Annotated in this window: 21 protein-coding genes; 12 read left to right on the plus strand and 9 right to left on the minus strand. The window is 54.8% G+C overall.

The features are described 5' to 3' along the window. Positions 1-62: 62 nt before the first annotated feature. Entirely contained in the window at positions 63-2051 is a 1989-nt protein-coding gene (gene tkt, locus WB237_RS00705) for a transketolase (RefSeq protein ID WP_336209439.1), read from the minus strand. 19 nt (positions 2052-2070) lie between these two features. Further along, positions 2071-3021, minus strand: a complete 951-nt coding sequence (gene tal / locus WB237_RS00710; protein ID WP_336209440.1) for a transaldolase — start codon at positions 3019-3021, stop codon at positions 2071-2073. A 289-nt stretch (positions 3022-3310) separates the two neighbouring features. Here tal and maeB point away from each other — a divergent pair, with 289 nt between their 5' ends. Next, positions 3311-5590 (plus strand): NADP-dependent oxaloacetate-decarboxylating malate dehydrogenase, encoded by a 2280-nt coding sequence (gene maeB, locus WB237_RS00715; protein ID WP_336209442.1) that lies wholly within the window; start codon positions 3311-3313, stop codon positions 5588-5590. A 47-nt stretch (positions 5591-5637) separates the two neighbouring features. Here the strand turns inward: maeB and hemF are convergent, their stop codons facing one another. Beyond that, the gene (hemF, locus tag WB237_RS00720; protein ID WP_336209445.1) at positions 5638-6537 is read right to left on the minus strand and encodes an oxygen-dependent coproporphyrinogen oxidase; all 900 of its coding nucleotides are present in this window, start codon (positions 6535-6537) and stop codon (positions 5638-5640) included. Next, the gene (amiA, locus tag WB237_RS00725; protein ID WP_336209447.1) at positions 6537-7412 is read right to left on the minus strand and encodes an N-acetylmuramoyl-L-alanine amidase AmiA; all 876 of its coding nucleotides are present in this window, start codon (positions 7410-7412) and stop codon (positions 6537-6539) included. The genes hemF and amiA overlap by 1 nt, the downstream gene beginning before the upstream one ends. 212 nt (positions 7413-7624) lie before the next feature. Between amiA and WB237_RS00730 the strand changes: the two genes are divergently transcribed. From WB237_RS00730 to pdxK, 10 genes are all read left to right on the plus strand, one after another. Further along, positions 7625-8050 (plus strand): GNAT family acetyltransferase, encoded by a 426-nt coding sequence (locus WB237_RS00730; protein WP_023308738.1) that lies wholly within the window; start codon positions 7625-7627, stop codon positions 8048-8050. Beyond that, positions 8037-8486 (plus strand): DUF2919 domain-containing protein, encoded by a 450-nt coding sequence (locus tag WB237_RS00735; RefSeq protein WP_336209450.1) that lies wholly within the window; start codon positions 8037-8039, stop codon positions 8484-8486. The genes WB237_RS00730 and WB237_RS00735 overlap by 14 nt, the downstream gene beginning before the upstream one ends. A gap of 63 nt (positions 8487-8549) precedes the next feature. Next, positions 8550-9125 (plus strand): RpoE-regulated lipoprotein, encoded by a 576-nt coding sequence (locus WB237_RS00740; RefSeq protein WP_336209452.1) that lies wholly within the window; start codon positions 8550-8552, stop codon positions 9123-9125. A 92-nt stretch (positions 9126-9217) separates the two neighbouring features. Then, positions 9218-10117, plus strand: a complete 900-nt coding sequence (locus WB237_RS00745) for a Dyp-type peroxidase (RefSeq protein ID WP_336209454.1) — start codon at positions 9218-9220, stop codon at positions 10115-10117. 155 nt (positions 10118-10272) lie between these two features. Further along, the gene (locus tag WB237_RS00750; protein ID WP_028016161.1) at positions 10273-11286 is read left to right on the plus strand and encodes a sulfate ABC transporter substrate-binding protein; all 1014 of its coding nucleotides are present in this window, start codon (positions 10273-10275) and stop codon (positions 11284-11286) included. Further along, positions 11286-12119, plus strand: a complete 834-nt coding sequence (gene cysT / locus WB237_RS00755; protein ID WP_336209456.1) for a sulfate/thiosulfate ABC transporter permease CysT — start codon at positions 11286-11288, stop codon at positions 12117-12119. Before WB237_RS00750 ends, cysT begins: the two co-directional genes overlap by 1 nt. Next, positions 12119-12994: a sulfate/thiosulfate ABC transporter permease CysW gene (cysW, locus tag WB237_RS00760; protein ID WP_028016163.1), complete on the plus strand. Its 876-nt coding sequence runs from the start codon at positions 12119-12121 to the stop codon at positions 12992-12994. The genes cysT and cysW overlap by 1 nt, the downstream gene beginning before the upstream one ends. Then, positions 12984-14078 (plus strand): sulfate/thiosulfate ABC transporter ATP-binding protein CysA, encoded by a 1095-nt coding sequence (gene cysA, locus WB237_RS00765; RefSeq protein WP_008501607.1) that lies wholly within the window; start codon positions 12984-12986, stop codon positions 14076-14078. The genes cysW and cysA overlap by 11 nt, the downstream gene beginning before the upstream one ends. A 118-nt stretch (positions 14079-14196) precedes the next feature. After that, positions 14197-15108 (plus strand): cysteine synthase CysM, encoded by a 912-nt coding sequence (gene cysM, locus WB237_RS00770; RefSeq protein ID WP_336209460.1) that lies wholly within the window; start codon positions 14197-14199, stop codon positions 15106-15108. Between the two features lie 5 nt (positions 15109-15113). Next, complete coding sequence (gene pdxK / locus WB237_RS00775; RefSeq protein WP_336209462.1) at positions 15114-15950, plus strand: pyridoxine/pyridoxal/pyridoxamine kinase; 837 nt, start codon at positions 15114-15116, stop codon at positions 15948-15950. 44 nt (positions 15951-15994) lie between these two features. On the opposite strand, the gene crr is transcribed toward pdxK, so the two are convergent. From crr to cysZ, 5 genes are all read right to left on the minus strand, one after another. Beyond that, a complete protein-coding gene (crr, locus tag WB237_RS00780; RefSeq protein ID WP_003861316.1) occupies positions 15995-16504 on the minus strand; it encodes a PTS glucose transporter subunit IIA in 510 nt (169 codons plus the stop codon). 40 nt (positions 16505-16544) lie between these two features. After that, on the minus strand, positions 16545-18272 hold the full coding sequence (gene ptsI, locus WB237_RS00785; protein WP_028016167.1) for a phosphoenolpyruvate-protein phosphotransferase PtsI: 1728 nt from the start codon (positions 18270-18272) through the stop codon (positions 16545-16547). Positions 18273-18316: 44 nt separating this feature from the next. Further along, positions 18317-18574, minus strand: a complete 258-nt coding sequence (gene ptsH / locus WB237_RS00790) for a phosphocarrier protein Hpr (RefSeq protein WP_000487600.1) — start codon at positions 18572-18574, stop codon at positions 18317-18319. 317 nt (positions 18575-18891) lie between these two features. Then, positions 18892-19863 (minus strand): cysteine synthase A, encoded by a 972-nt coding sequence (gene cysK / locus WB237_RS00795; protein WP_014884739.1) that lies wholly within the window; start codon positions 19861-19863, stop codon positions 18892-18894. 163 nt (positions 19864-20026) lie between these two features. Further along, positions 20027-20788 (minus strand): sulfate transporter CysZ, encoded by a 762-nt coding sequence (gene cysZ / locus WB237_RS00800; RefSeq protein WP_028016168.1) that lies wholly within the window; start codon positions 20786-20788, stop codon positions 20027-20029. Positions 20789-21018: 230 nt separating this feature from the next. Here cysZ and zipA point away from each other — a divergent pair, with 230 nt between their 5' ends. Then, positions 21019-21987, plus strand: coding sequence for a cell division protein ZipA (gene zipA, locus WB237_RS00805; protein WP_028016169.1), 969 nt, complete (start codon positions 21019-21021; stop codon positions 21985-21987). Positions 21988-22024: the final 37 nt, after the last annotated feature.

The following is a 22024-nucleotide window of genomic DNA, read 5'->3' on the forward strand; positions in this document are numbered from 1 at the left end:
CGGCCTATGTTTCGGACCATGTAGGCCCGGTAAGCGTAGCGCCACCGGGCACGCAGGCCGCACTAGATCACACTCAACGCCTTCTCAACCACGTTCTCAACGGTAAAGCCGAAATACGGGAACAGCTTATCGGCAGGCGCCGATTCACCGTATCCGTGCATCCCGACAATCGCCCCTTTCAGCCCTACGTACTTGTACCAGTAGTCGGCAATACCCGCCTCTACCGCTACGCGAGCCGCAACGTTTGATGGCAGAACCGATTCCCGGTACGCTTCATCCTGGGCGTCAAAGATATCCGTTGATGGCAATGAAACCACGCGCACCGCATGACCTTCGGCGGTTAGCTTCTCGGCGGCTTTCACCGTGATTTCCACCTCTGAACCGGTCGCAATCAGGATCACGTCCGGTTTACCGCCGCTGTCTTTCAGGATGTAGCCGCCGCGGGCGATGTTTTTCACCTGCTCCGGAGTTCGCTCAATTTGCGCCAGGTTCTGGCGCGACAGGATCAGCGCTGTCGGGCCAGTATGACGTTCCACTGCCAGCTTCCAGCCGACCGCCGCTTCTACCTGATCACACGGACGCCAGGTGCTGAAGTTTGGCGTTAAGCGCAGGCTTGCCAGTTGTTCCACCGCCTGGTGCGTTGGTCCGTCTTCTCCCAGACCAATTGAGTCATGGGTATAGACCATAATTTGTCTCGCCTTCATGAGGGCCGCCATGCGCGCCGCGTTACGGGCATACTCGACAAACATCAGGAAGGTGGCGGTGTAGGGCACGAAGCCGCCATGATGGGCGATACCGTTGGCAATGGCGGTCATCCCGAATTCGCGCACGCCGTAGTGAATGTAGTTCCCGGCGATGTCCTCTTTCAGTGATTTCGAGCCAGACCAGATCGTCAGGTTACTGGGTGCCAGGTCCGCTGAGCCACCGAGCAGTTCGGGCAGGATAGGCCCAATGGCATTGAGCGTATTTTGAGACGCCTTACGGGTGGCGATTTTCGCCGGATTAGCCTGCAGGTTTTCAATCAGCGCCTGGGTTTTATCGTCCCAGTCTTCCGGCAGACCGCCGCTCATGCGGCGGGAAAACTCGGCGGCCAGATCCGGGTGCGCTTTTTTGTAAGCGGAGAACTTCTCGTTCCAGGACTGCTGTGCCTTTTCACCGGTTTCTCGGGCATCCCATGCTTTGTAGATCTCTTTTGGGATCTCAAACGCCGGGTATTTCCAGCCCAGTTTTTGTCGGGTTAACGCCACTTCCTCTTCACCCAGCGCCGCGCCGTGCGCCTCCTCTTTACCTGCTTTGTTTGGCGAGCCAAAGCCGATAACCGTGCGGCAGATAATCAGCGACGGTTTGTCCTTCACGCTCTGCGCTTCCTGAATCGCTTTTTTTACTGCCTCAGGATCGTGCCCGTCGATCTCATGTACCACGTGCCAGTGGTAGGCTTCGAAGCGTTTCGCCGTGTCGTCGGTAAACCAGCCTTCGGTTTCCCCGTCGATGGAGATGCCGTTGTGATCGTAGAAGCCAATCAGCTTGCCGAGCCCCAGCGTGCCCGCCAGGGAGCAGACCTCGTGGGAAATCCCCTCCATCAGGCAGCCGTCACCCATAAACACGTAGGTGTAATGGTCAACGATGTCATGCCCCGGCTGATTAAACTGCGCGCCCAGCGTACGCTCGGCAATCGCCAGCCCGACCGCATTCGCCAGCCCCTGACCGAGCGGTCCAGTGGTGGTCTCCACCCCTGGCGTATAGCCAATCTCCGGGTGACCCGGCGTTTTGGAGTGCAGCTGGCGGAAGTTTTTCAGCTCGGAAATCGGCAGGTCGTAACCGGAAAGATGCAGCAGGCTGTAGAGCAGCATTGAGGCGTGACCGTTAGAGAGAATAAAGCGGTCACGATCGTACCAGGTGGGGTCGTTGGGGTTGTGCTTCAGGAAGTCGTTCCACAATACTTCGGCAATATCAGCCATGCCCATAGGCGCGCCAGGGTGGCCGGAATTGGCTTTCTGCACGGCATCCATGCTGAGGGCGCGAATGGCATTGGCTAGCTCTTTACGGGACATAGTTCACTCCGTGGCAAGGTTAAAGTTTGGCGGCGAGAAGGTCTTCAAGTTTGCGCTGATCGACGGCGAACAGGCGGATGCCTTCCGCCAGTTTTTCCACGGCCATGGCGTCCTGATTATGTGCCCAGCGGAACTCGGCTTCGGTCATGGCTTTCGGTTTTGGCAGAACGGTGGATGTCGGGACCAGCTTGCGGATCACCGTCTCTTCTTTGTCCTGCAGCTCTTTGAGCAGATTAGGGGAGATGGTCAGGCGGTCGCAGCCTGCCAGGGCGAGGATCTGCTCGGTACGGCGGAAGCTGGCCCCCATCACGATAGTGTCGTAGCGGTGCTGTTTAAAGTAATCATAGATATTACGGACCGATTTGACGCCCGGGTCCTCGTCGACCACGTACGGATCCATCGGCTGTTTTGCCTGATACCAGTCGTAGATGCGTCCGACAAACGGCGAGACGAGGAACACCCCCGCTTCGGCACAGGCGCGTGCCTGAGCAAACGAGAACAGCAGCGTCAGGTTGCAGTGGATACCCTCTTTTTCCAGCACTTCTGCCGCACGAATGCCTTCCCACGTCGATGCCAGTTTGATCAGGATGCGAGATTTATCGATCCCTTGCTCCTGGTAGAGATCAACCAGACGACGGGCCTTGCGAATACTCTTTTCTTTATCGAAAGAGAGTCGGGCATCGACTTCCGTCGAGACGCGTCCGGGGATGCTTTTCAGAATTTCTGCACCAAAATTAACGGCCAGCTTGTCGCTGGCTTCGGTGACCTGCTGCTCCTGGGTTTTCCCGCGCTGTTTACCGTAGGCAATGGCGTCATCAATCAGATGACTAAAATGCGCAAGCCCGGCGGCTTTAAGCAGTAGCGAAGGGTTGGTGGTCGCATCCTCCGGCTGATAGTGGCGAATCGACTCGATATCGCCGCTGTCTGCGACCACGGTGGTGAATTGTTTGATGCCGTCTAACTGATTCATAAATAATTACTCCTTGAAAATAAAAGAGTTAGATGAGTGCGTTAGTTCACACTTCTGGAAAAATCATGATGGACTTAACAAAAAAGCATAGCAGACGGGGGCGGCATTGCTTTTGAGACGGGTAACATGGCTGTTATAAATTGATAACAATTTTTAATGTGTGATGGTGAGAGTTTGGCAGCCTTCAAAGTTTATGTGGCGGCCTGCGGCGATACTAGGCGGCACACCAGGGTGTGCAACAGGATCGCTTACGTCACCCTTTTGACCGATACGTGAAAGGAAAAAGAAGATGGATGAGCAGTTAAAACAGAGTGCCCTCGATTTTCACGAGTTCCCTGTTCCGGGTAAAATCCAGGTTTCCCCCACGAAGCCACTGGCAACGCAGCGCGATCTGGCGCTGGCCTATTCGCCGGGCGTTGCTGCACCGTGTCTGGAAATCGAAAAAGATCCGCTGGCGGCCTACAAATATACCGCGCGTGGCAACCTTGTTGCCGTGATCTCTAACGGCACGGCGGTATTAGGTCTTGGCAACATTGGTGCGCTGGCGGGTAAACCAGTGATGGAAGGGAAGGGTGTTCTGTTCAAGAAATTCGCCGGTATCGACGTATTTGATATCGAGGTGGATGAACTCGATCCCGATAAATTCATCAACGTGGTGGCTGCGCTGGAGCCGACCTTCGGCGGTATCAACCTGGAAGACATCAAAGCGCCGGAATGTTTCTATATCGAGCAGAAACTGCGCGAGCGTATGAACATTCCCGTGTTCCATGATGACCAGCACGGCACTGCGATTATCAGTACCGCCGCGATTCTGAACGGCCTGCGCGTGGTGGAGAAAAATCTCTCTGACGTGCGTATGGTCGTTTCCGGTGCGGGAGCTGCGGCTATCGCCTGTATGAACCTGCTGGTGGCGCTGGGTATGCAGAAGCACAACATTGTGGTCTGTGATTCCAAAGGCGTTATCTACAAAGGCCGCGAGCCAAACATGGCGGAAACCAAAGCGGCGTATGCGGTGGAAGACGACGGTAAACGCTCGCTGGAGGATGTCATTGATGGCGCGGATATCTTCCTTGGCTGCTCAGGCCCGAAAGTGCTGACCCAGGAGATGGTGAAGAAGATGGCGCGTGCGCCAATGATTCTGGCCCTGGCTAACCCGGAGCCGGAAATTCTGCCGCCGCTGGCAAAAGCGGTGCGTGAAGACGCCATCATCTGTACCGGTCGTTCCGACTACCCGAACCAGGTCAACAACGTGCTCTGCTTCCCGTTCATCTTCCGTGGGGCGCTGGATGTCGGCGCGACGGCGATTAACGAAGAGATGAAGCTTGCCGCGGTTCACGCTATCGCGGAGCTGGCGCACGCCGAGCAGAGCGAAGTGGTTGCGTCAGCCTATGGCGATCAGGATCTGAGTTTTGGTCCGGATTACATCATTCCAAAACCGTTCGACCCGCGTCTGATTGTTAAAATTGCCCCAGCGGTAGCTAAAGCGGCGATGGATTCTGGCGTGGCGACACGCCCGATTCAGGATTTCGATGCCTACGTCGATAAACTCACCGAGTTTGTCTACAAAACCAACCTGTTCATGAAGCCGATCTTCTCTCAGGCGCGTGCCGATGCGAAACGTGTGGTACTGGCGGAAGGGGAAGAGGCTCGCGTGCTGCACGCCACCCAGGAGCTGATCACCTTAGGCCTGGCGAAGCCGATCCTGATTGGTCGTCCGAGCGTTATCGAGATGCGTATCCAGAAGCTGGGTCTGCAGATTAAGCCGGGTGTGGACTTCGAGATTGTTAACAACGAATCCGATCCGCGTTTCAAAGAGTACTGGAGCGAATACTACGCGATCATGAAACGTCGCGGGATCACCCAGGAACAGGCGCAGAAAGCCGTCATCAGTAACACGACGGTGATCGGCGCTATCATGGTTCATCGTGGTGAAGCTGATGCGTTGATCTGCGGTACCGTTGGTGACTACCACGAACACTTCAGCGTGGTGCAGGAGATATTCGGTTATCGCGATGGCGTTCATACCGCCGGGGCGATGAACGCGCTGCTGCTGCCAAGCGGCAACACCTTTATTGCCGATACTTACGTTAACGATGACCCAACCCCAGATGAACTGGCGGAAATCACCGTGATGGCGGCGGAGACCGTGCGTCGCTTTGGTATTGAGCCGAAGGTGGCACTGCTGTCGCACTCTAACTTTGGTTCGTCCAAATCTGCGGCGGCCTGCAAAATGCGTCAGACGCTTGAACTGGTGCGCGAGCGTGCACCGGAGCTGATGATTGACGGCGAAATGCACGGCGATGCCGCGCTGGTGGAGAGCATCCGTAACGAACGGATGCCGGACAGCCCGCTGAAAGGTTCTGCGAACATCCTGATTATGCCGAACGTGGAAGCGGCGCGTATCAGCTATAACCTGCTGCGCGTCTCCAGTTCTGAAGGGGTGACCGTAGGGCCAGTACTGATGGGAGTGGCGAAACCGGTGCATGTGTTAACACCGATTGCCTCTGTGCGTCGTATCGTGAATATGGTGGCGCTGGCGGTGGTTGAGGCGCAGACACAGCCGCTGTAATTTTTACCCTCACCCTAACCCTCTCCCAAAGGGAGAGGGGATAAGGGCTACACCCAGTCCCGAACCTGAATAAACTCACGCAAGGCAGCCTCCGGGCTGCCTTCTTTTGGTTCGTAGCAGTACTCCCAGCGCACCAGCGGCGGCATCGACATCAGAATCGACTCCGTGCGCCCGCCGGTCTGCAGGCCGAACAGCGTCCCGCGATCCCACACCAGGTTGAACTCCACGTAGCGCCCGCGGCGGTAGAGCTGGAACTCGCGCTCGCGCACGCCGTAGTCGGTATTTTTACGACACTCGACAATCGGCAGATAGGCGTCGGTATACCCTTCGCCCACCGCTCGCATAAAGCTGAATGCGGTATCAAAATCAGGGGTGTTGAGATCGTCAAAGAACAGCCCGCCGATGCCGCGCTGCTCGTCGCGGTGCTTCAGGTAAAAGTAGTCGTCGCACCACTTTTTGAATTTCGGGTAGACGTCTTCACCAAACGGCAGACAAAGGTCCCGCGCGGTGGTGTGCCAGTGCACGGCATCCTCTTCGAAGCCGTAGTAGGGCGTGAGGTCAAAACCGCCGCCAAACCACCAGACCGGATCGGCCCCTGGTTTTTCCGCAATGAAAAAGCGCACATTGGCGTGGCTGGTGGGCACAAACGGATTGTGTGGATGCACCACCAGCGAGACGCCCATCGCTTCAAAACTGCGGCCTGCCAGTTCAGGACGGTGCGCGGTCGCAGACGCGGGCATCGCGTCGCCGTGAACGTGGGAGAAATTGACGCCCGCCTGTTCAAAGATGCCGCCGTTACGCAGCACCCGACTGCGCCCACCGCCACCGGCCTCGCGCTGCCAGTTATCTTCCTGAAATTCACCGCCGTCTGCGGCGGCCAGTTTCTGGCAAATCTCATCCTGCAGCTGTAGCAGGAAGGTTTTGACCAGTTGAGCATCGGGTTTCATCAACGTTTCCTGGAGTGCGCTTTTTGGTTATCGAACCAGTTGAAGTAACTGATAATTCCGGAGGCGATGGCGTTGGCGATCTTCTGACGAAACGCCGTGGTACCGAGGAGTCGCTCTTCTTCCGGGTTGGTAATGAAGGAGGTTTCCACCAGCACGGACGGGATGGACGGTGATTTCAGCACCACGAACGCCGCCTGCTCGGTGCCTTTACTGTGCAGACGATGCACCGGCTTAATCTTCTTCAGAATATGCGAGCCGAGCGTCAGGCTGTTTTTGATCGTATCGGTCTGTACCAGGTCGAACAGCACCTGCTGTAGCAGGTGGTCTTTATCGGTGGCTTTCTTTCCGGCAACCTCATCTGCCCGGTTTTCGCGATCGGAGAGATATTTCGCCATGGCGCTACTGGCGCCACGGTTAGAAAGCGCAAACACCGAGGCACCTGCCGCTGACGGGTTGGTAAAACCGTCGGCGTGAATCGACATAAACAGATCCGCACCGTGCTGATGGGCGATCTCCACGCGGTCGTACAGCGGAATGAAGGTGTCACCGGTACGCGTCAGGCGGGCGTCAATGCCGTTACTGCGTAAAATCGCGCGCACATTTTTTGCAATCGCGAGCACGACGTGTTTTTCTTTCGAACCGTTTTTGCCGATGGCGCCGGTATCAATCCCGCCATGGCCCGGGTCAAGCATCACCAGACGTTTTGCGCCCGGCTTTTTGGTCTTCGGTTTACTGTGTCCGTTACTGGTTTTGAGCGTGTTCTCGTCTTTTGCCTGAGCCTGCTTTGCGATGCCCGTTAACGTTAAGGCCGCCAGCCCCGCTTTGAGAACCTGACGACGCGATGTGAGTGCTTTTAATGGTTTGAATGTGCTCATGCGGCCTGAATTGTAAAAATTGGAGTCCTGGTGTTATATCGTATCGTGATTAGCGTTACGACAGTCCTTATTGGCAATTGTTTTACTTTTCATTTCAATACGTGACAAAGTGACATTATGCCAAATTTTGGTGAGATTTTCCCCGGTTATTGGCTAAACGAGAGGTTCACGCCATAATCACTGTTTTTAAACCCGAAAAGGCGGTTAATACCATGGAGATACGCGTTTTTCGCCAGGAAGATTTCGAAGAGGTGATCACCCTTTGGGAGCGCTGCGATCTGCTGCGTCCGTGGAACGATCCGGAAATGGATATCGAGCGGAAGGTGAATCACGATGTCAGTCTGTTTCTGGTCGCGGAAGTGAACGGCGAGGTGGTGGGGACGGTAATGGGCGGTTACGACGGTCATCGCGGGTCGGCCTATTATCTGGGCGTTCACCCGGAATATCGTGGTCGTGGCATTGCCAATGCATTGCTTAATCGTCTTGAGAAAAAGCTCATTGCCCGCGGTTGCCCGAAAATTCAGATCATGGTGCGGGAAGATAACGACGTCGTACTGGGCATGTATGAGCGTCTGGGCTATGAGCATTCTGACGTGTTGAGTTTAGGAAAACGTCTGATCGAAGATGAAGAGTACTGAGATCCATCCGGCAGATTATGACGCGCAGGGTCGCGTCAGGCTGCCCTTTTTATTCTGGTGCATTCTGCTGCTCCAGGCCCGCACCTGGGTGCTGTTTGTGATGGCCGGCGCGTCGCGCGGGCAGGGCGACACGCTGCTAAACCTGTTTTACCCCGATCACGATGCGTTCTGGCTTGGCTTATTGCCGGGTGTTCCTGCTGTGGTGGCTTTTTTGTGCAGCGGACGACGGCATACGCTCCCTCGTTTGTGGCGCGCGCTTCGCTGGCTATTGATCTTTGCCCAGATCGTGCTGCTCTGCTGGCAACCGGTACTCTGGTGGTACGGTGAACCGCTTACGGGTATCGGCGTTGCGCTGGTAGTTGCCGATATTGTGGCGCTGCTGTGGCTGCTGACCAACCCGCGTCTTCGCGCCTGTTTTACGCATCAGGATGATTAATACGGCACTTTTTGCCGATGTCGCACTCCAACAAGCGTTGATTTAACAAGTAAGGACGTTTCAATGAAATCGCAGCGTTTACTTTTATGCGCTCTCCCGCTGGCGTTAACCGGGTGTTCAACGCTCTCATCCATTAACTGGTCCGCTGCGTATCCGTGGAACTGGTTTGGCTCATCAACGGAAGTGACCGAGCAGGGCGTAGGAAAAATTACCGCCGCAACGGCGCTGGATCAGAATGCTATTCAGGATGCGCTCAGCAGCGATTACCGCCTGCGCAGCGGCATGAAAACGGAGAATGGCAATATTGTTCGCTATTACGAAGCGCTGAAGGGCGACAAGCTGGCGCTGGTAATTAACGGTGATAAAGGCACGGTGAACCGCATTGCGGTGCTGGATGACGCTATTCCCACGGCAAGTGGGGTGAAGGTCGGTACACCGTTTAGCGATCTCTATAAAAAGGCCTTCGGCAACTGTGCAAACGCCTCATCTGACGATGGCGTGGCTGTGGAATGTAAAGCTGAGGGTAGCCAGCACATCAGTTACGTCTTCACTGGAACCTGGAGCGGTCCGGAAGGATTGATGCCGTCTGACGACACGCTGAAGAGCTGGAAAGTGAGCAAAATACTCTGGAAGCAGTAATTTGCGCCGGAACAAACCGCCTCGCTGAATTCAGGGTATAATAGCTGCCATCAATGCCACGCTGACGTGGCATCTTTATTTCAGGAGGAGCGATGTCTCAGGTTCAGAGTGGCATTTTGCCAGAACACTGCCGCGCGGCGATTTGGATTGAAGCCAATGTTAAAGGGGACGTGGATGCCCTGCGTGCGGCCAGTAAAGTATTCGTCGATAAACTGACTACCTTCCAGGCCAAATTCCCGGATGCTCACCTCGGTGCCGTTGTCGCCTTTGGCAACAACGTCTGGCGTCAGTTGAGCGGTGGCGAAGGGGCTGAAGAGCTGAAGGACTTTATCCCTTACGGTAAAGGTCTTGCGCCAGCGACACAATACGACGTGCTGATCCACATTCTCTCTTTACGTCACGATGTGAATTTCTCGGTTGCCCAGGCGGCGGTCGCGGCGTTTGGCGACAGCATTGAGGTGCAGGAAGAAGTTCACGGCTTCCGCTGGGTGGAAGAACGCGATCTGAGTGGCTTTGTCGACGGTACCGAAAACCCGGCAGGTGAAGAGACGCGTCGTGAAGTCGCGGTGATCAAAGACGGCGTGGACGCGGGTGGCAGCTATGTGTTCGTCCAGCGTTGGGAGCACAACCTCAAGCAGCTTAGCCGCATGAGCGTACACGACCAGGAGATGATGATCGGCCGTACCAAAGAAGCCAACGAAGAGATTGACGGCGACGAGCGTCCTGCGACCTCTCACCTGACTCGCGTTGACCTCAAAGAAGATGGCAAAGGCCTGAAAATTGTTCGCCAGAGCCTGCCGTATGGCACGGCAAGCGGCACACACGGCCTTTACTTCTGCGCGTACTGTGCGCGTCTGTACAACATTGAACAGCAACTGCTGAGCATGTTTGGTGATACCGACGGTAAGCGCGACGCCATGCTGCGATTTACCAAACCGGTGACTGGTGGTTATTACTTCGCGCCGTCCGTTGAGCGTTTGCTGGCGCTGTAATTCCCTTTCCCCCTCTCCCCCAAGGGAGAGGGGATTTACCCTTATTCTCTTTTCTGCTTGTAAATCACCAAACGGTATATAAAACCGTTACTCCTTTCGTCCTCGTTATAAATATTATGACTATAAGATAGTCATCACATTTATAAGGGTGCGCAATGGCCGTTACTGTACTGAAAAAAGGAACTCTGGCGCTGGCAGGTTTACTGCTGGTAGCACAGGCGCAGGCGACTGAGTTGCTTAACAGCTCATACGATGTCTCACGCGAGCTGTTTGCCGCCCTTAATCCACCGTTTGAACAGCAGTGGGCGAAAGAAAACAATGGCGATAAGCTGACCATCAAGCAGTCTCACGCCGGTTCGTCCAAGCAGGCGCTGGCGATCCTCCAGGGGCTGAAAGCGGATGTGGTGACCTACAACCAGGTCACTGACGTGCAGATCCTGCACGACAAGGGCAAGCTGATCCCGGCGGACTGGCAGAGCCGTTTGCCGAACAACAGCTCGCCGTTCTACTCCACCATGGGCTTCCTGGTGCGCAAGGGCAACCCGAAAAATATTCACGACTGGAGCGACCTGGTGCGTTCTGACGTGAAGCTGATCTTCCCGAACCCGAAAACCTCCGGTAACGCTCGCTATACCTATTTAGCTGCGTGGGGCGCGGCGGACAAGGCTGACGGTAACGATAAAGCCAAAACCGAGCAGTTCATGACCCAGTTCCTGAAAAACGTCGAAGTGTTTGATACCGGCGGTCGCGGGGCGACCACGACCTTCGCAGAACGCGGTCTCGGCGATGTGCTGATCAGCTTTGAATCGGAAGTGAACAATATCCGTAAGCAATATGAAGCGCAGGGTTTTGAAGTTGTTATCCCGAAAACCAACATTCTGGCTGAGTTCCCGGTGGCGTGGGTGGATAAAAACGTGCAGGCGAATGGTACCGAGAAAGCGGCAAAAGCCTATCTCAACTACCTGTACAGCCCTCAGGCACAGACTGTCATTACCGATTATTACTACCGCGTGAATAACCCGGATGTGATGAACAAACTGAAAGATAAATTCCCGCAGACCGAATTGTTCCGCGTGGAGGACCATTTCGGCTCCTGGCCTGATGTGATGAAAACGCATTTTGCCAGCGGCGGTGAGTTAGATAAATTGCTGGCGGCGGGGCGTAAGTAATGTTTGCAGTTTTCTCCAGACGTGTGCTGCCTGGCTTTACCTTAAGCCTCGGGACCAGCCTGCTGTTCGTCTGTCTGATTTTGCTGTTACCGCTCAGCGCGCTGGTAATGCAGCTTGCTCAGATGAGCTGGGCGCAGTACTGGGACGTGGTCACCAACCCGCAAGTGGTAGCGGCCTATAAAGTGACGTTGCTGTCGGCATTTGTCGCCTCCATTTTTAACGGCGTGTTTGGCCTGCTGATGGCGTGGATCTTAACCCGCTACCGTTTTCCGGGCCGTACGTTGCTCGACGCGTTAATGGATTTACCGTTTGCGCTGCCGACGGCGGTGGCGGGCTTAACCCTCGCGTCGCTCTTCTCCGTGAACGGGCTGTACGGCGAGTGGCTGGCGAAATTTGACATCAAAGTGACCTACACCTGGCTCGGTATCGCGGTGGCGATGGCCTTTACCAGCATCCCGTTTGTGGTGCGTACCGTGCAGCCGGTACTGGAAGAGTTAGGCCCTGAATATGAAGAAGCGGCGGAAACGCTGGGCGCCACGCGCTGGCAGAGCTTCCGCAAGGTGGTTCTGCCGGAGCTGTCTCCGGCGCTGATGGCGGGTGTCGCGCTGTCCTTTACCCGCAGCCTCGGTGAGTTCGGCGCGGTGATTTTTATCGCCGGAAACATCGCCTGGAAAACAGAAGTCACCTCGCTGATGATTTTCATCCGTTTGCAGGAGTTTGATTATCCGGCGGCGAGCGCTATTGCCTCGGTGATCCTGGCGGCCTCGCTGCTGCTGCTGTACTCGATTAACACTCTGCAAAGTCGCTTTGGTCGACGTGTGGTAGGTCACTGATGGCGGAAGTTACGCAATTGAAGCGATACGATGCACCCCGCATCAACTGGGGTAAATGGTTTCTGATTGGGGCGGGGGTGCTGGTTTCCGCCCTCATTCTCGTCGTGCCGACGATTTATATTTTCGTTCAGGCGTTCAGCAAGGGCCTGATGCCTGCGCTAGAAAACCTGGCGAACCCGGATATGCTGCATGCCATCTGGCTGACCGTGCTGATTGCCTTGATCACCGTGCCGGTGAACCTCGTGTTCGGTACCCTGCTGGCGTGGCTGGTGACGCGCTTTAACTTCCCGGGACGTCAGCTGTTGCTGACCCTGCTGGACATTCCTTTCGCTGTGTCGCCGGTGGTGGCGGGTCTGGTGTACCTGCTCTTTTACGGCTCCAACGGCCCATTGGGCGGCTGGCTGGATGAGCATAACCTGCAGATCATGTTCGCCTGGCCGGGCATGGTGCTGGTCACTATCTTCGTGACCTGTCCGTTTGTGGTGCGTGAACTGGTGCCGGTGATGTTGAGCCAGGGGAGCAACGAAGACGAAGCGGCGGTGCTGCTGGGCGCGTCAGGCTGGCAGATGTTCCGTCGTGTGACGCTACCGAATATCCGCTGGGCGCTGCTTTACGGCGTGGTGCTGACCAACGCCCGCGCGATTGGTGAGTTCGGCGCTGTTTCCGTCGTCTCCGGTTCTATTCGTGGTGAAACGCTGTCGCTGCCGCTACAGATTGAGCTGCTGCAGCAGGACTACAACACCATCGGTTCGTTTACTGCCGCAGCGTTGCTGACGCTGATGGCTATTTTGACCCTGTTTTTGAAGAGTGTGGTGCAGTGGCGTTTAGAAAATCAGGAAAAACGTCAGCATCAGGAGGGAAATCATGAGCATTGAGATTGCCAATATTAAGAAGTCTTTTGGTCGCACCCAGGTGCTGAATGATATCTCGCTGGATATCCCTTCCGGACAAATGGTGGCGCTGCTGGGGCCGTCTGGCTCAGGTAAAACGACACTGCTGCGTATTATTGCCGGGCTTGAGCATCAGACCAGCGGGCATATCCGCTTCCACGGTACCGACGTGAGCCGCCTGCATGCCCGCGATCGTAAAGTAGGTTTTGTGTTCCAGCACTACGCGTTGTTCCGCCACATGACCGTATTCGACAACATCGCATTTGGCCTGACCGTGCTGCCGCGTCGCGAGCGCCCGGATGCGGCAACCATTAAAGCGAAAGTGACCAAACTGCTGGAAATGGTTCAGCTTGCCCATCTGGCGGACCGTTTCCCTGCACAACTGTCCGGCGGGCAGAAGCAGCGTGTGGCACTGGCACGTGCGCTGGCCGTTGAGCCGCAAATTCTGCTGTTGGATGAGCCGTTCGGTGCGCTGGATGCGCAGGTGCGTAAAGAACTGCGTCGCTGGCTGCGTCAGCTCCATGAAGAGTTGAAATTTACCAGCGTCTTCGTTACCCACGATCAGGAAGAGGCGATGGAAGTCGCGGATCGTGTGGTGGTCATGAGCCAGGGTAATATTGAGCAGGTTGACGAGCCGGAGCAGCTCTGGCGTGAACCGGCGACCCGTTTTGTGCTGGAGTTTATGGGCGAGGTGAACCGTCTTCAGGGCACCATTCGCGGTGGTCAGTTCCACGTGGGCGCGCACCGCTGGCCGCTGGGCTATACCTCCGCGCATCAGGGACCTGTCGATCTGTTCCTGCGCCCGTGGGAAGTGGACGTCAGCCGTCGCACCAGCCTGGATTCACCGCTGCCGGTGCAGGTGCTGGAAGCGAGCCCTAAAGGGCACTACACACAACTGGTGGTACAACCGCTGGGCTGGTATACCGAGCCGCTGACCGTGGTCATGCGCGATGACGTGCCGCCGCACCGGGGAGAACGCCTGTTTGTCGGTCTGCAACATGCGCGTATTTATCACGGGAAGGAACGCATTGAGACGCGCGAGGATATTGCTCTGGCGGAGTCAGCCTGATAGGTTAGTAGAATGTTTATCGCCCGGTGGCGCTGTGCTGACCGGGCCTACAGTTATCACTGTGTCTTGTAGGCCGGGTAAGCGAAGCGCCACCCGGCTTTTTTATTGAGTAAAAAACGTGAATACACTCGAACACACCATCGGCAATACCCCTCTGGTCAAGCTTCAGCGCATGGGGCCGGCTAACGGCAGCGAAATCTGGGTCAAACTCGAAGGCAATAACCCGGCGGGATCGGTGAAAGATCGTGCGGCGCTGTCGATGATTGTCCAGGCCGAAAAACGCGGAGAAATTAAGCCAGGTGACGTGCTGATTGAGGCGACCAGCGGTAACACGGGGATTGCGCTGGCAATGATTGCGGCGCTGAAAGGCTACCGCATGAAGCTGCTGATGCCGGACAACATGAGTCAGGAGCGCCGCGCGGCTATGCGTGCCTATGGCGCCGAACTGATTCTGGTGACCAAAGAGCAGGGAATGGAAGGGGCACGCGATCTGGCGCTGGAGATGGCCGAGCGTGGCGAGGGCAAATTGCTCGATCAGTTCAATAATCCGGATAACCCGTACGCGCACTACACCACCACCGGCCCGGAAATCTGGCAGCAAACCGACGGGCGTATCACCCATTTTGTCTCCAGCATGGGCACCACGGGCACCATTACCGGCGTATCGCGTTTTCTGCGAGAGCAGGAAAAAGCCGTCACTATCGTTGGTCTGCAGCCGGAAGAGGGGAGCAGCATTCCGGGCATTCGCCGCTGGCCTGCGGAATACATGCCCGGTATCTTTAATGCGCAGCTTGTGGACCAGGTGCTGGATATTCATCAGCGCGAGGCGGAAAATACCATGCGCGAACTGGCCGTGCGCGAAGGTATCTTCTGTGGCGTCAGTTCGGGCGGCGCGGTAGCGGGTGCAATTCGGGTTGCAAAGGCAAACCCGGGTGCAGTGGTCGTGGCAATAATCTGCGATCGCGGCGATCGTTATCTGTCTACCGGTGTCTTTGGTGAAGAGAGTTATTCGCAGGGGGCAGGGATTTAAGCATCATGGAGATGATTCTTTTCCGGGATAACACCCGGGCGCAACAAACCGATATTGTCGCGGTGCAGTCGCAGGTGGTGTACGGCAGCGTGGGGAACAGCATTGCGGTACCGAACATTCGTACCCATCAGCTGAGCGTCACCGCCGTACCGACGGTGTTGTTTAGCAACACGCCGCACTATGACACCTTCTACGGCGGCGTGATCCCGGATGAGTGGTTCAGCGGTTATCTGAAAGCGCTGGAAGAGCGCGACATCCTTCGTGAGCTGAAGGCGGTGACTACTGGCTATATGGGTAGCGCCAGCCAGATTAAATTGCTCGGACAATGGCTCAGGGTCATCAAAGTACGGCACCCGGACCTGCTGGTGCTGGTCGACCCGGTCATAGGCGATATCGACAGCGGGATGTACGTGAAGCCCGAGATCCCGCAAGCGTATCGGGAGCACCTGCTGCCGCTGGCGCAGGGGATCACACCAAACGTCTATGAGCTGGAAGTGTTAAGCGGCAAGCCGTGCCGTACGCCAGAAAGCGCCATCGCGGCGGCACAGGGATTGCTCTCCAACAGCCTGAAATGGGTGGCGATCACCAGTGCGCCGGTCGCTGACGACCCGCAAAACATTCACGTGGTGTTGGTGACGAATGAAGGCGTGACCGTCAGCGCACACCCGCGTGTTGAAACGGACCTGAAAGGGACGGGTGATCTGTTTTGTTCAGAGCTGGTAAGCGGGATTGTTGAGGGTAAAACCGTTGCCGATGCCATTCGCATGGCCGGCGATCGGGTGACGGATGTGATGATTTACACGCAGTCGAAAGGTTACGACGAGCTTATCCTGCCCGCATAAACAAAAATGGCGCCCGAAGGCGCCATTTTTCTGTGCGGCAAAAATTACTTCTTGATGCGGATAACCGGGGTTTCACCCACGGTGACGCTGCCAGACAGTTTGATCAGTTCTTTGATTTCGTCCATGTTGGAGATAACAACCGGAGTCAGGGTAGACTTGGCTTTTTCTTCCAGCAGTGGCAGATCGAATTCAATCACTGGGTCGCCAACTTTAACACGCTGGCCTTCTTCCGCGATACGTTTGAAGCCTTCGCCTTTCAGTTCAACGGTGTCGATACCGAAGTGAACGAACAGTTCGATACCGCTATCAGATTCGATAGAGAACGCATGGTTGGTTTCAAAAATTTTACCGATGGTGCCGTCAACTGGAGCAACCATTTTGTTGCCAGTTGGTTTGATAGCAATGCCATCACCAACGATTTTCTCAGCAAACACTACATCCGGCACGTCTTCGATGTTGACGATCTCGCCGGAGAGCGGAGCAACAATCTCAATAGTTCCGGAGTCTTTCTTATCATCAGAAACCAGAGATTTCAGTTTATCGAACAAACCCATGATCTTCTCCTAAGCAGTAAATTGGGCCGCATCTCGTGGATTAGCAGATTGTTTTTTCTTCAATGAACTTGTTAACCAGCGTCATTAACTCGTCCGTTGTCGGTTGAGCAAGAGCCTGCTCTGCTAACACCTTCGCATCTTCGAAGTTCGTGTTACGGATAATCTTCTTAATGCGCGGGATGGAAATGGCGCTCATAGAGAATTCGTCCAGACCCATACCCAGCAACAGAAGTGTAGCACGTTCGTCGCCTGCAAGCTCACCACACATGCCAGTCCATTTACCTTCTGCATGAGAAGCATCAATAACTTGCTTAATAAGCGTCAGTACGGACGGTGACATTGGCTGGTAGAGATGTGAAATCATATCATTACCACGGTCAACTGCCAGGGTGTACTGCGTTAAATCATTGGTACCGATACTAAAGAAATCAACTTCTTTGGCTAAATGACGCGCAATTGTCGCCGCAGCCGGTGTTTCCACCATCACGCCGATCTCGATTGACTCGTCAAATGCTTTACCTTCGTCACGCAGTTCCTGTTTGTAGATTTCGATCTCTTTCTTCAGTGCACGCACTTCTTCAACAGAGATGATCATAGGGAACATGATGCGCAGTTTACCGAAAGCAGACGCACGCAGGATGGCACGAACCTGATCGCGCAGGATCTCTTTACGATCCATCGCGATACGTACTGCACGCCAGCCCAGGAACGGGTTCTCTTCTTTCGGGAAGTTCATGTACGGCAGCTCTTTGTCGCCACCGATGTCCATGGTACGGACGATAACCGCCTGAGAGCCACAGGCTTCAGCCACGGCTTTGTATGCAGCAAACTGCTCTTCTTCAGTAGGCAGCGCGTCACGGTCCATGAACAGGAATTCTGTACGATAGAGACCGACACCTTCCGCACCGTTGCGCTCAGCGCCATCAACGTCACGTACGGTACCGATGTTTGCGCACACTTCTACCTGATGACCGTCCAGGGTGATTGCTGGCAGGTCTTTCAGCTTAGCGAGTTCCGCTTTTTCAGTCGCAACTTGCTCCTGAACCGCGCGCAGTTTTTCGATCTCTTCATTCGTTGGGTTGACGTAAACCAGATTGTTTACGGCATCCAGAATCAGATAGTCGCCGTTTTTCACCTGAGAGGTGACGCTACCGGTGCCCACGATGGCTGGCAGTTCCAGAGAACGCGCCATGATTGAGGTGTGGGAAGTACGGCCGCCTGCATCGGTGATGAAACCGAGGACCTTTTTCAGGTTCAACTGAGCGGTTTCTGACGGGGTCAGGTCGGCAGCAACCAGAATAACTTCATCCTGAATCGCGCTCAGATCGATGATGGCCAGACCCAGGATGTTGCGCAGCAGGCGCTTACCGATGTCACGTACGTCAGCCGCACGCTCTTTCAGGTATTCGTCATCCAGTTCTTCCAGGGCAGTCGCCTGACCTTCGATAACTTCATGTGCAGCCGCGTCGGCTGTCATGCCTTTATCTTTAATCAGGGCTATGATTTCCTGCTCCAGCTCCTCATCTTCGAGCAGCATGATGTGCCCTTCGAAGATGGCTTCTTTTTCTTCACCGAAAGTTTCGCCAGCTTTAGTTTTGATTGCTTCCAGTTGCGCAGATGCCTTGGCACGACCGCTCAGAAAACGTTCAACTTCCTGATCAACCTTGTCGGCAGAAATTTTTTTCCGGTCAATGACGATCTCGTCTTCTTTCAGCAGCAGTGCTTTGCCGAAAGCGATACCCGGGGATGCTAAAATGCCTGAAATCATAACCCTACCTTACTTGTGACTGATATTTAAAAGAACCCGGAAACTTACTCGAGCTCAGCCATCAGTTTTACCAGATGCTCAACTGCTTTCTGCTCGTCTTCACCTTCTGCAGAGATGGTGACAACAGTGCCCTGAGTCAGGCCCAGAGTCTGCAGTTTGAACAGGCTTTTTGCGCTAGCGCTTTTGCCGTTGGAAGTCACAGTGATTTCAGAAGTGAAGCCTTTCGCTTCTTTAACAAACTGAGCAGCAGGGCGGGTGTGCAGACCGTTCGGAGCGGTAATGGTAACTTCTTGCTGGAACATTGTATTTCCCCAACTTATAGGTTTAGTGTTGTGGAACTAAAGTCTAGCCTGGCGACTGAACTTTAGCCTGTATTGTTAGCGCTGACGTTTCGATCGTCATTAAACATTATGCAGCGAAAGCAAGACTTGAACCAAATCATAAAATCGATTCAGCAAGGCTATTTCATTCACTGATTAATTTCACGCATCAAAATAATTGCTGGTTTAAATACCAGACCCAACGGGGTGAATCAATGCCAGGAGGGGTAAAACTTTGAAGCAGGCCACAAAAAAGCACCCGAAAAGGTGCTTTTTTACGCGTTTTTAACATGCTGGCATCACTGTTGCAGTTCTTTCTCAGTGAAGAGATCGGCAAACAGTGCAGTGCTTAAGTAACGCTCACCCGAGGATGGAAGGATAACCACAATATTCTTATTGGTAAAGGCTTCGTCTTCCTGAAGTTTGAGCGCTGCCGCAACAGCCGCACCGGAAGAGATACCCGCCAGAATGCCTTCTTCATCCATCAGACGACGCGCGGTGGAGATGGCTTCTTCGTTAGTGATAGTGACCACTTTATCGATCAGCTTCAGGTCCAGGTTACCCGGAATGAAGCCGGCACCAATGCCCTGAATTTTATGTGGGCCTGGCTTGAGCTCTTCACCCGCCAGTGCCTGTGTGATAACCGGTGAGTCGGTTGGTTCAACGGCAACAGTAATCAGATCTTTTTTACCTTTCGTGCCTTTAATATAGCGTGACACACCAGTCAGCGTACCGCCGGTACCTACGCCGGAGATAAACACGTCAACCTGACCGTCGGTATCTTCCCAGATTTCCGGGCCGGTGGTTTTTTCATGAATTTCCGGGTTTGCCGGGTTGCTAAACTGCTGCAGCAGCAGATATTTCGCTGGATCGCTGGCAACAATCTCTTCGGCTTTCTGAATGGCGCCTTTCATGCCTTTCGCGCCTTCAGTCAGTACCAGGTTTGCCCCCAGCGCTTTGAGCAGCTTGCGACGTTCGATACTCATGGTTTCTGGCATGGTCAGCGTCAGTTTGTAGCCGCGCGCGGCAGCAACATAGGCCAGGGCAATACCGGTGTTGCCGCTGGTTGGTTCCACCAGCTCAACGCCTGGTTTCAGTACGCCACGTTTTTCAGCATCCCAAATCATGTTTGCACCAATACGGCATTTTACGCTGAAGCTCGGGTTACGTGATTCGACCTTCGCCAGAATGCGTCCATTACCGATACGGTTCAGTCGAACCAGGGGCGTATGACCGATAGTCAGCGAGTTGTCTTCATAAATCTTACTCATGGCCTGTCCTTAACTGTATGAAATTGGGATACCGTCCCAGCATACCTGTTGAGCAGGTAGGGGGAAGTAAGGAATTCGCATATCTATATACTGCAAGGAAATAATGGGGATCAGTATGGAATAAGGGGCGGCATAAGCCACCCCTTGTTTACACATTTTTGCATTACTTCCATAACGCGTGCTTAGCACGGTAGCAGTCAACCCACATTGCCGTCGCGCCACACACCGCAACGGGCATGATAAAAAGATTCAGGAACGGAATCATCGTGAACAGGCTGGTCAGTGCGCCAAATTGCATATTGGCAACCTTCTGGGTGCGCAGGGCCGTGCGCATCGCTTTAAACGGTACTTTGTGGTTATCGAACGGATAGTCGCAGTACTGGATCGCCAGCATCCAGGCGCTAAACAGGAACCACAACACCGGAGCCACTGTTTGACCGATGCCGGGCACGAAATAGAGGATAAGCAGCACAACCGCACGGGGAAGGTACCAGGCAAATTTCTGCCACTCGCGCTTCATGATGCGTGGAATATCTTTCATGATCCCCAGCACGCCCGTGTCCGGCGGTGTTGCGCCGGTAAGCCGTGCTTCCAGCTGTTCCGCCAGCAGGCCGTTAAAGGGCGCGGCTATCCAGTTCGCGATCGTAGAGAAGAAGTAACCGAATACCAACAGCACGGAGATGACCACAACCGGCCAGAGCAGGTAATTCAGCCACTGCAGCCACTCAGGAACATGGCTCATTAGCGAGGGGATCCAGCTTTCCAGCTTTGTGAACAGCCACCAGAACGCACCGCCCATCAGAATAATGTTGATCAACAGAGGCAGGATGACGAAGCGTCGAATACCCGGCAATGAGACCAGTTTCCAGCCCTGAGAAAAATACCAGACGCCGCTGCGAGGGGGGGAAGAAGATGTTGAAACCATAACCAGGCTGTACTCCTTTTTTCACAACCAGTGGAATTGCCCGCCTATATTATCCACTTACGGACCAATGACCAGTTAGGAAATGTTCGAAAAACCAGCAAAAAGCACGATTTCCTTCATCTTTATGCTGTGAATGCTCTGCACACACTTGCACTTGACGTAAACGGCAAATACTCTTAGTGAGTAAATGTTTGCCGTGGTGGCAAGGTGTTAGAACAACAGAGAATATAATGATGCAGGATTTGCGTCTGATATTAATCATTGTTGGCGCGATCGCCATAATCGCTTTACTGGTACATGGTTTCTGGACCAGCCGTAAAGAGCGTTCCTCGATGTTTCGCGATCGCCCACTGAAGCGCATGAAGTCCAGTCGTGACGACGATGACAGTGAAGATGACATCGACGGCAGCGACGACGACGGCGTGGGTGAAGTTCGTGTTCATCGGGTCAATACTGCCCCCGGCGCGGCTCATGGGGAGCATGAAGCGACCCGTACTGCGCAGCACCAGTATCAACCGCCGTATGCTTCCGCACAGCCGCGCCAGCCAGCGCCTCAGCCTGTGGAAGAGCCGGTGCGCCAGCCGCCGCAACAGCCTGTCCATCAGCAGCCTGCTGCACCTCAGCCGGTTCAACAGCAACCTGTGCAACAGCCAGTGCAACCGGTACAACAACCGCAGCAGCCTGTGCATGTGCAGCCTGCGCCGCAGCCCGCTCCGGCCCCGCATGTGGAGCCAGAGCCCGTCGTTGAGCCAGAACCGGTTGTTGAAAAACCGCAGCGCAAAGAAGCGGTGATCATCATGAACGTTGCCGCACATCACGGCAGCCATCTCAACGGTGACGTGCTGCTTAACAGTATTCAACAGGCAGGTTTCAAGTTTGGCGACATGAATATTTTCCATCGCCACCTGAGCCCTGACGGTAGCGGTCCGGCGCTGTTCAGCCTGGCCAATATGGTCAACCCTGGCACCTTTGACCCGGAAATGACCGGTGATTTCGTGACGCCGGGTGTCACAATCTTTATGCAGGTGCCGTCCTATGGTGACGAACTGCAGAACTTTAAGCTGATGCTGCAATCCGCTCAGCACATCGCTGATGAAGTGGGTGGTGTGGTGCTCGACGATCAACGTCGAATGATGACCCCGCAGAAGCTGCGCGAGTATCAGGACCGCATCCGCGAAGTTAAGGAAGCCAACGCGTAATCGTCGCGTTTACTTCGACTCCTCCTCAACCCCCGCA

Origin of the sequence: Enterobacter sp. P82 (assembly GCF_037053385.1) — a bacterium.
Lineage (GTDB): Bacteria > Pseudomonadota > Gammaproteobacteria > Enterobacterales > Enterobacteriaceae > Enterobacter.